14 protein-coding genes are annotated in these 12,873 nt (G+C 45.6%); 4 read left to right on the top strand and 10 right to left on the bottom strand.

Annotated features, from left to right (window positions below; genetic code table 11):
- The first annotated feature begins 94 nt into the window (after positions 1–94).
- On the top strand, positions 95–589 hold the full coding sequence (locus ACRRSY_RS19625; protein WP_432463856.1) for a YagK/YfjJ domain-containing protein: 495 nt from the start codon (positions 95–97) through the stop codon (positions 587–589).
- A gap of 255 nt (positions 590–844) precedes the next feature.
- Positions 845–1,929 (top strand): IS3 family transposase gene (locus ACRRSY_RS19620; protein WP_432463855.1). Its coding sequence is split into 2 segments (ribosomal slippage): positions 845–1,094 and positions 1,094–1,929, totalling 1,086 coding nucleotides; the frame shifts between segments, so codons are not numbered across the junction.
- A gap of 434 nt (positions 1,930–2,363) precedes the next feature.
- On the opposite strand, the gene fis is transcribed toward ACRRSY_RS19620, so the two are convergent.
- The 9 genes from fis to ACRRSY_RS19575 all read right to left on the bottom strand — a co-directional run bounded on the left by fis (position 2,364) and on the right by ACRRSY_RS19575 (position 9,850).
- Positions 2,364–2,663 (bottom strand): DNA-binding transcriptional regulator Fis, encoded by a 300-nt coding sequence (gene fis, locus ACRRSY_RS19615; RefSeq protein ID WP_016402072.1) that lies wholly within the window; start codon positions 2,661–2,663, stop codon positions 2,364–2,366.
- A 36-nt stretch (positions 2,664–2,699) separates the two neighbouring features.
- The gene (gene dusB, locus ACRRSY_RS19610) at positions 2,700–3,656 is read right to left on the bottom strand and encodes a tRNA dihydrouridine synthase DusB (protein WP_432463854.1); all 957 of its coding nucleotides are present in this window, start codon (positions 3,654–3,656) and stop codon (positions 2,700–2,702) included.
- 163 nt (positions 3,657–3,819) lie between these two features.
- Complete coding sequence (prmA, locus tag ACRRSY_RS19605; protein ID WP_432455888.1) at positions 3,820–4,698, bottom strand: 50S ribosomal protein L11 methyltransferase; 879 nt, start codon at positions 4,696–4,698, stop codon at positions 3,820–3,822.
- A gap of 83 nt (positions 4,699–4,781) precedes the next feature.
- Positions 4,782–5,162, bottom strand: a complete 381-nt coding sequence (locus ACRRSY_RS19600; RefSeq protein ID WP_432463853.1) for a hypothetical protein — start codon at positions 5,160–5,162, stop codon at positions 4,782–4,784.
- Between the two features lie 98 nt (positions 5,163–5,260).
- Positions 5,261–5,668 carry a hypothetical protein gene (locus ACRRSY_RS19595; protein WP_432455890.1) on the bottom strand — a complete coding sequence of 136 codons (408 nt, stop codon included), beginning with the start codon at positions 5,666–5,668 and terminating at the stop codon, positions 5,261–5,263.
- 375 nt (positions 5,669–6,043) lie between these two features.
- Positions 6,044–7,387, bottom strand: a complete 1,344-nt coding sequence (gene accC, locus ACRRSY_RS19590) for an acetyl-CoA carboxylase biotin carboxylase subunit (protein ID WP_432463852.1) — start codon at positions 7,385–7,387, stop codon at positions 6,044–6,046.
- A gap of 12 nt (positions 7,388–7,399) precedes the next feature.
- The gene (gene accB / locus ACRRSY_RS19585; RefSeq protein WP_432455892.1) at positions 7,400–7,837 is read right to left on the bottom strand and encodes an acetyl-CoA carboxylase biotin carboxyl carrier protein; all 438 of its coding nucleotides are present in this window, start codon (positions 7,835–7,837) and stop codon (positions 7,400–7,402) included.
- A gap of 37 nt (positions 7,838–7,874) precedes the next feature.
- Complete coding sequence (aroQ, locus tag ACRRSY_RS19580) at positions 7,875–8,321, bottom strand: type II 3-dehydroquinate dehydratase (protein ID WP_432455893.1); 447 nt, start codon at positions 8,319–8,321, stop codon at positions 7,875–7,877.
- A gap of 143 nt (positions 8,322–8,464) precedes the next feature.
- The gene (locus ACRRSY_RS19575) at positions 8,465–9,850 is read right to left on the bottom strand and encodes an MATE family efflux transporter (protein WP_432463851.1); all 1,386 of its coding nucleotides are present in this window, start codon (positions 9,848–9,850) and stop codon (positions 8,465–8,467) included.
- A gap of 132 nt (positions 9,851–9,982) precedes the next feature.
- Here ACRRSY_RS19575 and ACRRSY_RS19570 point away from each other — a divergent pair, with 132 nt between their 5' ends.
- A complete protein-coding gene (locus tag ACRRSY_RS19570) occupies positions 9,983–10,831 on the top strand; it encodes an AraC family transcriptional regulator (protein ID WP_432463850.1) in 849 nt (282 codons plus the stop codon).
- On the opposite strand, the gene ACRRSY_RS19565 is transcribed toward ACRRSY_RS19570, so the two are convergent.
- Entirely contained in the window at positions 10,828–11,457 is a 630-nt protein-coding gene (locus ACRRSY_RS19565; protein ID WP_432463849.1) for a TetR/AcrR family transcriptional regulator, read from the bottom strand. The genes ACRRSY_RS19570 and ACRRSY_RS19565 overlap by 4 nt on opposite strands.
- 174 nt (positions 11,458–11,631) lie before the next feature.
- On the opposite strand from ACRRSY_RS19565, the gene ACRRSY_RS19560 reads away from it, so the two are divergent.
- Entirely contained in the window at positions 11,632–12,870 is a 1,239-nt protein-coding gene (locus ACRRSY_RS19560; protein WP_432463848.1) for an efflux RND transporter periplasmic adaptor subunit, read from the top strand.
- Positions 12,871–12,873: the final 3 nt, after the last annotated feature.

The following is a 12,873-nucleotide window of genomic DNA, read 5'->3' as shown; positions in this document are numbered from 1 at the left end:
GTTCTTATTTATGTATGTCACCCATCAAAGGGTATTTGAGCATGGCGGCCAGCTTTGGCTAATTAACTCGCATAAGTCAGGGTGTTACACACCGATGCTTAAAACGATGATCGGCCAAGCGCTGGCAATGCTTACTTATTACAAGCGGGTAACGGTTATTCGCTTTGATCTTCACCAGCCAATTAATACAGCAAATAGCAAGCGTATTACTCAATTTAATCGAAGGCTAAAGAAGCGGTTAGCGACCAAATACGGTGTGAAAAAGGTGGGTTTTGCTTGGTGCAGGGAGCAGGAAAAGGCCAAGGCGCAGCACTACCATTTTGTACTTATGTTAGATGGTCGATTAGTTAGAGAGGCGTGGGGGGTAAATATGCTTGTAAGCGAAGTATGGCAGCAAATGGGAGGCGCTTGTTGGTTTCCCAACAGGCATTACAATCTAATTAGGGGGGAGCTAGCAGAGCTGAGTAAAGCGGTTTACCACATTAGTTACTTAACTAAAGCGCGAGGTAAAGGCTATCGGTCTGCACAATCTAAAGACTACGGCGCAAGTAGGCTTAAGCTAAATATGGAAAATTACCCCCCAATTTAAATAGGTTTTCGTATGGCTACAGGTTGTTGGCTTTCAAGAACTAAAACTAGGCAGTATCAAGAACAGCATCCCAAATTGTCGGCTAAGCTGTTTAAGCCTTTTGTTGAGCAATATGGTATTAACTACAGTTTTGCTTTTTCTGGAGTGGCAAATAGATTTACTGTAAAGCCGCACGCTCGATACGGGTAATCCCCCCGAAAATTAATCGCATGCAAAAGTAGAATTTTCTCGTATAGTAAATACAGGAGATTCAACATGAAAAAGTCACGTTACACGGACAGTCAGATCTTATCTATTCTCAAGCAGGCTGAGGCTGGTACACCTGTTCCTGAGCTCTGTCGTGAGCATGGAATGAGCAACGCAACCTTTTACAAGTGGCGTTCGAAATACGGTGGTATGGACGCATCCCTTATGGCGCGGATGAAAGAACTCGAAGATGAAAATCGACGGCTTAAAAAGATGTATGCGGAAGAACGCCTTAAAGCAGAGGTGATCTCAGAGGCGATGGCAAAAAAGTGGTGAAGCCCTGTGAGCGTCGATTGATGGCTCAGCGTTCGGTGGCGAACTATCACATCAGCATTAAAAGTGCATGCTATTGGTTTGGGATCAGCGAGACCTGCTATCGCTATAAATCGAAGCTTCAACCTGAGAATGAGTTGATAGCTCAAGAGTTAGTAACGCTGTGCAACAGTGAAGACTGCTCTGACTGGGGCTTTGGCCTGTGTTTTCACCATTTGCGGAACGTTAAAGGGTATACATGGAACCATAAGCGGGTTTATCGGATCTACTGCGAATTGGCTCTAAACTTACGTATTAGGCCAAAACGACGCCTGAATCGCCATACGCCAGAGCCTCTTAAAGAGCCGATTAAAACAAACCAAGTTTGGTCCGTGGACTTTATGCATGATCAGCTATCTGATGGCCGGAAGTACCGTTTATTCAATGTGATAGATGATTACAAACGTGAAGGTCTGGCGTCAGAACCTGATTTTTCAATGCCCACAGTACGAGTCACTCGGATCTTAGAGCAGCTCATCGAACAACGAACCAAACCTGTTGCGATCCGCTGCGACAATGGTCCTGAGTTCATTAGCCATGCGTTTATTAAATGGGCCAACAACCACGACATTCGAATCGATTATATTCAGCCAGGGAACCCACAACAAAACGCGTATATAGAAAGGTTCAACCGTACTATGAGGTTTGGCTTAGTGAGTAAGTATTTGTTTGACACACTTGAAGAGGTTCAAGAGCGGGCGACCCAATGGTTATGGTTCTACAATCATCAACGACCACACCTTGCAAATGGAGGGTTCCCACCACTAAAAACGGCAGCATGAATTCTACGAATAAATGCGGTTAATAATGGGAGGATTACCGCTGGGCTTGCGTTAGCTGCTTAGGCTTGAGTTATGCGGCACAAAGTTCTGGCATATTGGAGCGAGGACGCAAAAGAATACTCAAGCTACGGCGCGATATTTGGGGGGATAATACAGACTGCAACTTATTCGCATTGTCATCTAATAGGCGTTTTGATAAACCAAAGGGAATGCACTGGCAAACGTTTACTAGAAAGCTACAGCGGTTAAACGAGTTAGAGCGAGTCTATTGGGAGCGATGTAGCGCGTGGTTTGATGCTCGTTATCAAAATTATTCTAATGCGAATTAGATAGGTGACTTTGGCAGGTGTGTAACTCGGTGTGTAACTATGAAAATAAAAAGGGCTTAACAATTCAGTTAAGCCCTTTTAAAACAATAAATTAGGATTTTTATCCTAGTTCATGCCGTATTTTTTTAGTTTTTTACGTAAAGTACCGCGGTTGATACCTAACATGATTGAAGCACGGGTCTGGTTGCCGCGGGTATATTGCATAACTACGTCAAGCAACGGGGCTTCAACTTCAGATAGTACTAATTCGTACAATTCAGACACATCTTCGCCATTTAACTGGGCAAAGTAGTTGCGCAAAGCTTGCTCAACAGAATCGCGCAATGGACGTTCTTTCACTTCAGTACTCGTAGCACTGCTAGTCATAGTAGAAAGTGTGTTTGTGGTGGTATTTGAATCAAACATACTTGACGCTCTTTTTATTTAATTAATGATCAACAATTATTCGAAAAACTGCTCAATTGCGGACGTTTGTGCCAGGGCTGATTCAAGCTGGTTAAACTGACAACGAAACTTGTCCGTGTCCGCGATTTGCTTCAAGTACCAGCCCACATGTTTGCGGGCGATACGAACCCCTTGGTACTCCCCATAAAACGAATATAGGTTGTCTAAGTGGTGAAGCATGACTTCCTTCACTTCTTCAACCGCAGGAGCACTTAAGTGCTCGCCACTGGTTAAGTAGTGGTTAATTTCTCTGAAAAGCCAAGGGTTACCTTGAGCTCCACGACCGATCATGATGGCGTCCGCGCCAGTGTAATCCAAGACATGCTTGGCTTGCTCCGGTGTGGTGATGTCGCCATTTGCCACAATAGGTATCGAGACTTCTTGTTTTACTGCTTTTATGGTGTCGTATTCAGCCAAACCTTTATACATACATGCTCGCGTCCGACCATGAATCGCTAGGGCTTGAATTCCCGCCGCCTCTGCAAGTTTGGCAATCGCCAAAGCATTGCGATGTGCGGGTGACCATCCAGTACGGATTTTTAAGGTCACTGGTACATCAACGGCCTGTACAACAGCATTAAGGATTTTTGCGACTAGTTCGGGTTGCTGTAACAACGCCGAGCCAGCTAATTTTTTATTTACTTTCTTTGCTGGGCAACCCATGTTGATGTCAATAATTTGCGCACCATTTGCCACATTGTGCTGGGCAGCTAGCGCCATCAATTCTGGATCCGCTCCAGCTATCTGAATACTGCGTATGCCGCATTCATCTAGGTGAACCATTCGGTTCAGCGATTTTTTGCTGTTCCATACCCGAGGGTTACTCGACAACATCTCTGAAACCGTAAGCCCCGCGCCTAGGCGCCAACACAAACGCCTAAAGGGTTGATCGGTAATGCCAGCCATGGGTGCTAATATCACCGGATTGTCCAGTTGATAACGACCTATTCTCATGACTCGCGTTCTTCTCAATCTCAGGGCGGCGTAGTTTACGACTTTTTGAGCACGCTGAAAAGGCTATTATTTGAACATTTCTTAAAAAAAAAGCTGGATTTTTAGTTGGATAATATGGCAGGAAGCTCGGTAAAACGAGGAACCTACCACATAAAAGGTGAACTTAGCGCTTTATTCCGCTTAAACGACACCATTCTTGATCAAGAACAACGGCATCCATATCACATTGTGTTTGGTAGGCTGCTAATACCGCTTCGCTTTGTTCTTCTAAGATGCCTGAGAGCGCAATGCTGCCCTTCGGTTTTAAGTAGGCAAGAATGATATCCGATAGTTCTTTGAGTGGCCCAGCGAGAATATTAGCCACCACTATGTCGGCTTTAAAGTCGCTGGGTTGATCTTTGGGCAGGTAAAGTTCGAGTTTTTCGGCCACAGCATTACGCTCGGCGTTATCTTTACTGGCCAGCAGCGCTTGAGGATCAATGTCGATGCCAACCACCCGCTCGGCACCTAGTTTGATGGCTGCAATGGCGAGGATGCCACTACCGCAACCAAAGTCGACCACGGTTTTACCACTGAGATCGAGCTGGTCGAGCCATTTTAAACAGAGAGCAGTGGTGGGGTGGGTGCCTGTACCAAAGGCAAGTCCAGGGTCTAGCAGCACATTAACGGCCTTGGGATCGGGCACATCGGTCCAGCTTGGGCATACCCATAGGCGTTCGCCAAACTGCATCGGGTGGAAGTCTTTCATCCACTCGCGCTCCCAATCTTTATCCTCAAGCTGGTCGAGTTTGTAGTTGTTGTCATCCACGACTTTGGCTTGACGCAAAAAGTCGAGAACTGGTGCCATGTCGGCGGATGCGTCGTACAAGCCTTGCACGTCGGTATCGCCCCAAAGTGGTGTTTCTCCTAATAGGGGCTCAAATACAGGGGTGTCATGACGGTCTAAAAAGGTGACGGCTTGGCAGCCGGTCTCCATTAATAAGTCGCCGATCTGTTCGGCACTGTCTTTTGTGGCGTTAATTTTTAGCTGGATCCAAGGCATCGTCCGCTCCTCTAGTCGATTAGCCGGCCAGTGTACTGCGTTAGATTGTGCTTAGCATCTAAAAATTGTGCGGGTGCCTCAGTCTAATTGGCTCTGCTTAGTCTATGGTTTCGATACTGTGAGCGCTTATAAAGCAATTTCAGGCCCCGATAACAGGCTACGAGCGCTAAAAATAGCGAAGGAGTATTGGAGAGTAGACTGAGTAGCAATACTGCGCTTGCTAAATAGGCAAAGGGGATGAATTCGTAGAGCGCTTCTGGCAGTACTTTATGTTTAGTAATAAATGATTTGCGGTCGCGGTCGTCTCGCCGATAATTTGAGCGTATCACCCAAATGAGAGCGCCCATGGCAAATAGTATTGCACCGCCAAGATTGGCTAACCATGGGTCTAGCAATAAGATCGACCCGGTACCAGCAGATAAATAGCCGCTAGGAAGTAATTCGTATATAACTTTGGGTAGCATTGAACACTCCTATCTGTTGGTTGATACACTTACTTAAATATTAGTACTTCCCAAAGAAAAGGGTCGTACGTCGTTCTTGGTTGTAAAATTTGCTTCACTTATGGTTGTGCTCTTTTATTTGCGACTGAGCTGCTTTGGGCTTTCTGCCAAGCGTAGCTGCGATAGCGATGTCGCAGATACAGTAGTTGTGTGCCGCGATATAAGCAAAATACGGCAAGAATATAGGCCCAAATATGCTGTTGGCTGGAAATAAGACTTAAGGCGATACCAATTAAAAAGAAGGGGGTAAACTCGTATAAAGACTCTGGCAGAGTGATGCGTTTCGAGAGAGTGGTTACCTCATCTAAACGGCGGCAGTTGGAGCGCATTACCCAAACGATGGCCCCCAAACAAAATAGCAATATACCGCCTGCGATTCCAAGGGTAGAGTCTAGCCAGATCACTGAACCTGAGCCAGCAGTCAGGTAAAGGCTTGGCAGTATTTCGTATATTGGCTTAATAATCATGACCTAAAGCTATCAGTCCTTGATTCAGTAATAAAAACATCAATAATCTATGCGCCACCCAATTTGAGTTACCGCATTCTTAGTGTAAGCCATAAATATAGATGCCGCCGTTTACAAATGCCACAACGCTTAACCTGAGTGTAACAATTGCCTTACACTTATGCGACGCAGCTCGAGGGTTTAGCCACGCGATATGTATAGCCGATGGCTTGGTTTATTTAGCTAATAGTCAATGGTTTAAAGCTTGGATAACCAGCATATAATCAACGAAAATCGATTTTTAATGGGATCAAAGTTTATGTTTTTAAGGGGGACTTGGGCAAAAAAAAGCCCCCGTATTAATTCGAGGGCTTGTTATTTTCTATTCATTTACGTTTACTGAAGACCGAGTTTTTTCTCAAGGTAGTGGATGTTGGCACCACCAAATTGGAAATTTTCGTCTTGCATGATTTTTTGCTGTAAAGGCACGTTGGTTTTTATACCATCGATAACTAACTCCGATAAGGCATTTTTCATGCGTGCAATCGCAATATCACGATTCTCGCCGTAGGTAATCAACTTACCAATCATTGAGTCGTAATAAGGCGGCACTGAGTAACCGGCATATACGTGAGAGTCCCAACGGATCCCCATGCCACCCGGAGGATGGAAGCGGTTAATGCGACCCGGTGAAGGAATGAAGCTTACTGGATCTTCGGCATTAATCCGACATTCGATGGCGTGACCCGTAATTTTCACCTGATCTTGACTAAAGGACAGCGGTTGACCTGCTGCAATCCGCAGTTGTTCTTTAATTAAGTCGATGCCTGTAACCATCTCGGTGACGGGGTGTTCAACCTGAATACGGGTATTCATCTCGATGAAGTAGAACTCACCATTCTCATATAAGAATTCAAAAGTACCAGCACCACGATAGTTAATTTCTAAACAAGCACGGGTACAACGTTCACCAATGTAGCGCCGCATGTCTTCGGTAATACCCGGCGCTGGTGCTTCTTCTACGACTTTCTGGTGACGGCGTTGCATCGAACAGTCTCGTTCACCTAAGTGAATTGCGTTGCCTTGACCGTCGGATAATATTTGAACCTCTACATGGCGAGGATTTTCCAAGTATTTTTCCATGTAGACGATATCATTATTAAAGGCCGCTCCGGCTTCAGCTTTGGTCATCGCAATGCTTTGTACTAATTCACTTTCTTGATGAACCACGCGCATACCACGACCACCACCACCACCAGCGGCTTTAATGATTACTGGGTAACCAATTCGCTTGGCGATTTGAATATTTTTCTTTTCATCTTCACTAAGCGGGCCGTCTGAGCCAGGTACACAGGGAACACCCGCTTTTTTCATCGCCTTAATCGCTTCAACCTTATCACCCATCATGCGGATGGTCTCAGCTGTGGGGCCAATAAAAATGAAACCACTTTTCTCGACGATTTCAGAGAATTCGGCATTCTCTGATAGAAAACCATAACCCGGGTGAATAGCGACTGCATCGGTGACTTCAGCTGCGGCAATAATGCGTGGAATATCTAAGTAACTTTCACTTGCAGCGGGTTTACCAATACAAATGGATTCATCGGCTAATAAGACGTGCTTTAAATCGCGGTCTGCGGTTGAGTGTACGGCAACAGTCTTAATACCGAGCTCTTTACAGGCGCGCAAAATCCGTAGGGCAATTTCACCACGGTTAGCGATAACAACTTTATCTAGCATACAAATGCCTCTTTATTCGATGATGAATAGCGGTTCATCAAACTCTACAGGATTACCGTCTTCAACTAATATCGCCTTCACAACACCGGCTTTGTCAGAGTCGATTTGATTCATCATCTTCATCGCTTCAATAATGCAAAGTGTGTCACCCACATTCACTTGCTGACCTTCTTGTACAAATGGTTGTGCTTCTGGAGAAGACGAGCGGTAAAAAGTGCCAACCATAGGCGATAGCAGTTGATGACCTGATGAGGCTTCTTTTTCTGCTGGGGCTGCGCTTGGTGCGGAAACTGGCGCAGCTACGGGGGCTGGCGCATAGATTGTTTGTTGCGCAGCACCACTAAAATTGCGGCTAATGCGTACCGATTCTTCACCTTCGGTAATTTCTAATTCGGCAACACCTGACTCTTCTACTAATTCGATTAATTTTTTAATCTTGCGAATATCCATAGGGGCTCTCTTTTATCGTATTAGGTTAATTAAATGGCTACTGCTGCAACTGGGCGAGCGCAGCAGTTAAAGCAAATTGGTATCCTTGGCTACCTAGACCACAGATCACGCCTTCGGCCTTATCAGCAAGATAAGAATGATGGCGAAAGGGCTCACGTGCATGCACGTTAGATAGATGGATTTCTATAAATGGGATGTTTACACCGAGCAAGGCATCACGTAGTGCTACACTGGTATGGGTAAACGCCGCAGGGTTGATTAAGATAAAATCAACTTCTCCCATGGCTTGATGGATCCGGTTAATTAGTTCGCCTTCAGTATTGGACTGAAAATCATCAAGGCTGGCACCCTGCGCTTCGGCTTGGGTACGTAAGAGCTGCACAATATCGTCTAAAGTTTGTCGGCCATAAATTTCTGGCTCTCGTTTTCCGAGTAAGTTTAGATTTGGACCATTGAGCAGCAAAATAGAGAATTTGTTAGACATTTTCGTTGAAAACTCTACTTAAGTTATCGAACTGGTGATTTAAGAAAGATTAGCACATTTTTTGAAAATAAATATGCTAACTAACTCTAATTTTCGATGATTATAGTGTTTTCGCAGAAAATGGCAGCATTTTTCTGGTCTAATCAGTTCGTTTCGGCAAATGAACCGGTAGTTAGGTTGCGCAACCATTTTTTCTTATTCATCCGCCAAAAACACAGGAGAGCCTTACAAACTTCTTCACTTAGAGCGATGCAATAGGCGGTTAACAGGCTAACATCAAACACTAAAATGGCAATAGATGTGGCCATTAAGCCCACGCCCCATTGGCAAAATGTATCGGACATCAGACAAAATCCATTGTCGCCACCACTACGCAGGATCCCATTAATTAACACCATATTAAATATTCGGATCCAGGTGGTTGCCGCGAGTATTAATATTAACTGTCGAGCCAAGTTTAGGGTGTCACTTTCTAGGGCTCCAAATAAGTTGAGTAATGGATAGCTTAGTAACCATACCAGCACGCCAATTCCCATCGCTGCAATAGGGCTTACGATGAGCGACGCGCGAGCATCTTTCCATGCTTGAGTAAATTGGTTTACACCTAATTTATTGCCAATCATGATCGAGCAGGCAGCTGAAAAGCCAATAAAGCAAGAAATTGCGATCCCTTCAATCGGGCTAATTAAACTCATCGCTGCTAGAGCATTTGTTCCCAGTTGCCCATATAAGGTGGCATAAACAAATACCCCAATCGACCAAATACCAAAATTGATAACTAAGGGGACAGCCAGTTTGGCATAGTTGAGCCATTCGGTTTTATGGAGTTGCCAGAAGCCGATGAAACTCACCTTCAGTAGCGGGTGGTCTTGTAACTTTAAAATAACGGATAGAATCAGTAGTTGTAATGCTCGAGCGACAACTGTGGCGATCCCTGCGCCGACAACGCCCATTGCTGGAATTGGCCCTAAACCGAAGATCAATATTTGATTTAATGCGATATTAGTCACGACCGCAAACATACTAATATACAGTGGCAGTTTGGTGTTTCCGCTCGCCCGTAAGGCGGATTCAACGAGAGTGACCGGTAAGGTAAATAACAGCATCAGCGCGGTGACTTGAATGTAATCGGCACCAATTGCGATGAGCTGGGCATCGCTGCTTCCCCATTGCATAATGGTTGTTGGGCTTAGCAGCATGAGGCCAAGAGCGATAGCGGTAAACAGTAATCCTGCGTAAAACGACAGCGCTACGGTACGGCCAATGGCGGGCCAGTTTTTTGAGCCCCAATGCTGGGCACTGAGTGTGGCACAGGCGGTAGAGAAACCGTTTAAAATAATAATCGCAACAAAAAAAGCGCGGCCAGCATAACCGACCGCAGCCACTTCGGCGTCTCCGATGGTCGCTACCATGAGCACATCGACTAAGCTTAATAAGCTGAGCAATACAGCTTGTAGCGAAATCGGCCAAGCGAGACGCCAAAACTGCTCTAACCAAGCGCGATTTAATGAATTGGAAGATGTGTGCATAAAAACCTCAAAACGTGAGCTTCATCTGATTGAAGCTATCTAGCAAGTAACGATAGACAGCGGGATCCTATCTTATTTGCTCCGCATGACACATAATTGAAGCTATCCATAATATGTTTAAAACTATCATTTATGAATCTTCGTCATTGGCAAGACAAGCTCGACATCGGCCCTCGTTGTGTCGAGCGCTTCCTCACCACCGAACGATTTTCGGAGTTGGCTGAATTACAGGTGAGTTTAGCCGGGGTTTCTTATCTTCGTGGGGAATATTTTGTGAGTCGGCGGGCACCCAAGGAACATTTGTTGGTGTTATCGATGGCGGGGGCCGGACGCCTGCATACCCCGCAAGGCCAGCAGCGGATCGGTCCGAATGAAATGCTGTTGTTACCTGCGGGGGCACATTATTCGATTAGCCTGGCGAGTCACTTTTGGCGACATAATTGGTTATTATTTTCGGCTGATCTGAGTTGGTATCGTTTCCCACCGCAAGCGAAAGTAATACAAATAGATTCTGGCCAAAGTATCGATCAGTGTTTAAAGCTATTACTGGATGAAGAAGTAAAACAACAGGCCGATCCTTTGGTTGAGGCAGCCTTAACCCAGCTACTCAAACGTTATTTATTGCAGTTACTTAAACCACTAAAGGGCGAAGCGCCCAATCCTTTGCATAATTTAGAGCAACAGTTGCGTTCTTCGCTACATTACCCTTGGTCGGTGACTGATATGGCGCAGCGTTTGTCGGTATCAGAAGCCCATTGTTACCGTTTGTTCCGACAAGAATTTCAAACCAGCCCTAAGCAATATTTAACCCGTTTGCGTTTGGAGCATGCTCGATATCTATTGCGTGAGAGTAACTGGTCGATAGAGGTCATCGCGAGTCAACTGGGCTATCAAGATGGTTTTGCCTTTGCACATCGTTTCAAAAAGTACTTTTCTATTTCTCCAGGACGTTATCGTCGTGATAAACAAGCGAATACTTAGTCTGTAGCAGGATCTCGAGTGGCGTTTTGAAAGGTTGCCAGTGTGAGCTTTGCAATTAGTTCTAGTTGTTGGATGCTGGCACCGTTGGTGGCATGTACGTTCAAACCTTGTAGTACTGTTGCTAAATAATGCGCTAATGCTTCGGGGCTCGCGTCGGCCCTTAGGTCTTGTTCTTGTTGGGCTCGTTGAAAGCGTTGTAATAAGGCTGCTCCTGCTTGGTTACGTCGGTCTTTGAGGGCTTCTTTAATGCTATTGGCTGATTGTCCACAAGACAGGGCCGCTTGTATGACAACGCAACCCTGAGGTTGTGTGGGGTCGCTAAGGTTGGTAATCGCCCCCTGCAATATATGTTCAGCCACCTGATAAGCTGTTGCTTTTGCTAAGGCTGGATAGAAATAGGCGTTAGGCCGCTGCTCATAAAGTTCGATGGCTTTAAAAAAAAGCTGTTCTTTATTACCAAAAGTGGCGTACATACTGGGTTTGTTAATCCCCATGGCCTGAGTTAATTCATTTAAGGATGCGCCTTCATAACCTTTTTCCCAGAACACTTGTAGTGCAGCGGCTAAAGCTTTCGCCGGGTCAAAATTACGGGGGCGACCTGGATTGCCACAGCATTTCAATGACATCAATGATCCTTAAGTTTTTATTAATCGTTCTCATCTTACCACTTTAAGCGGTTCAAACAATTAAATACCACTCGGTACAAAAAACAGCTTGAACCCGGTCACGTTTCAATACTATTATACCGAGCAGTACAAAATGGATTTATCTCACCACATTTATTATTTGAGGGACCTGCCATGGCTTCTGTTTTCGATTTAGTCAAATTGTTCTGCATGGGCGTACTTAGTATTAGCCTCGTCGCATGTGGAAAGTCTGAGGCCGCAGGTGATGTTGCACCTCCACCACCCTCTGTTGAGGTGGCTAAGGTGTTGCTAGAGAAAATTACCGAAACAGACTTATATACCGGTCGTCTGCAAGCGCCGCAAACCGTGATGGTGATGCCACGGGTTTCTGGCTATATCGAGCAGGTGTTATTTACGGAAGGTAGTGTGGTGAAAAAGGGCGAGGTGTTATTTAAAATTGATGCCCGCGTCTTTGCTGCAGAAGTGGCTCGCTTAGAGGCCGAATTGGCCAGCGCTAAAAGTAGTTTTGCCTTAGCCAAGAAAAACTACCAGCGAGCGCAGGCCTTGAGTCGTCAACAAGCGATAGCCGATGAATTGCTCGACAGTCGGTTTTCTGCTCAAGAGCAAGGCGCTGCGTCGGTGGCCTCGATTAATGCTGCTTTATCAAGAGCGCGTCTAGACCTCGCCTTTTGTGACGTGCGTGCGCCGATTTCGGGGCGCGTTTCGAATGCTCTTATTACGGCAGGCAACTATGTCAATTTGGGTGAAACGTCACTCACACGTATTGTCTCAACCCAGCATATGTATGCTTACTTTGATGTGGATGAACAGAGCTTTCTCAAGTATCAACAGTTAACGGGTGTCTTACCACGAGCTGGAAACGCAGATAGTGTCGCGGTGGTGCAAATGGCTTTGGCGAATGAGTCTCAATTTAGTCATCTAGGGCAGATTGACTTTATTGATAATGCGTTGAGTCAAAACACTGGTACGATCCGTTTGCGGGCTCGTTTTGCGAATCCAGATGGCGCGTTATTACCGGGCATGTATACCCGTTTACGGATCGCAGGCAGCAATAGTTATCAGGCAACATTGATCGATGATAGAGCGGTGGGCACTGATTTGAACAATCAGTTTGTATTGGTGTTAGATGAGCACAATGTGGTGCAGTATCGTCCAGTGGTTCTGGGCGAAGAGATCAATGGCTTACGAATCGTCAGCCAAGGTTTGTCGGGCTCAGAGCGGATCGTGGTAAATGGTTTACAACGAGTTCGCCCACAAATGCAGGTCACTCCGGTGGCGCGTAGCATGGCTAGTGAAGCGGTGCTCTCCACCCTGCATGACTCTCAGCGTTTATTTCAGCAACAGTATCAACGCTTAAGTTCAAATCCTGATATTTCTGCTCAGCAAGGATAGCCC

It is taken from the genome of Agarivorans sp. QJM3NY_33, from assembly GCF_050870865.2.
Lineage (GTDB): Bacteria > Pseudomonadota > Gammaproteobacteria > Enterobacterales > Celerinatantimonadaceae > Agarivorans.
The sequence above is the reverse complement of the archived record's forward strand: the minus strand, read 5'-3'. Positions and strand labels throughout refer to the sequence as shown.

What these genes read in the sequence shown, in the direction of transcription:
- accB (WP_432455892.1), bottom strand. Translation starts at nt 7,837, where the DNA reads ATGGATATTCGCAAGATTAAAAAATTAATCGAATTAGTAGAAGAGTCA.
- fis (WP_016402072.1), bottom strand. Translation starts at nt 2,663, where the DNA reads ATGTTTGATTCAAATACCACCACAAACACACTTTCTACTATGACTAGC.
- ACRRSY_RS19600 (WP_432463853.1), bottom strand. Translation starts at nt 5,162, where the DNA reads ATGCTACCCAAAGTTATATACGAATTACTTCCTAGCGGCTATTTATCT.
- ACRRSY_RS19560 (WP_432463848.1), top strand. Translation starts at nt 11,632, where the DNA reads ATGGCTTCTGTTTTCGATTTAGTCAAATTGTTCTGCATGGGCGTACTT.
- ACRRSY_RS19575 (WP_432463851.1), bottom strand. Translation starts at nt 9,850, where the DNA reads ATGCACACATCTTCCAATTCATTAAATCGCGCTTGGTTAGAGCAGTTT.
- ACRRSY_RS19570 (WP_432463850.1), top strand. Translation starts at nt 9,983, where the DNA reads ATGAATCTTCGTCATTGGCAAGACAAGCTCGACATCGGCCCTCGTTGT.
- ACRRSY_RS19565 (WP_432463849.1), bottom strand. Translation starts at nt 11,457, where the DNA reads ATGTCATTGAAATGCTGTGGCAATCCAGGTCGCCCCCGTAATTTTGAC.
- aroQ (WP_432455893.1), bottom strand. Translation starts at nt 8,321, where the DNA reads ATGTCTAACAAATTCTCTATTTTGCTGCTCAATGGTCCAAATCTAAAC.
- ACRRSY_RS19595 (WP_432455890.1), bottom strand. Translation starts at nt 5,668, where the DNA reads ATGATTATTAAGCCAATATACGAAATACTGCCAAGCCTTTACCTGACT.
- dusB (WP_432463854.1), bottom strand. Translation starts at nt 3,656, where the DNA reads ATGAGAATAGGTCGTTATCAACTGGACAATCCGGTGATATTAGCACCC.
- ACRRSY_RS19625 (WP_432463856.1), top strand. Translation starts at nt 95, where the DNA reads ATGCTTAAAACGATGATCGGCCAAGCGCTGGCAATGCTTACTTATTAC.
- accC (WP_432463852.1), bottom strand. Translation starts at nt 7,387, where the DNA reads ATGCTAGATAAAGTTGTTATCGCTAACCGTGGTGAAATTGCCCTACGG.
- prmA (WP_432455888.1), bottom strand. Translation starts at nt 4,698, where the DNA reads ATGCCTTGGATCCAGCTAAAAATTAACGCCACAAAAGACAGTGCCGAA.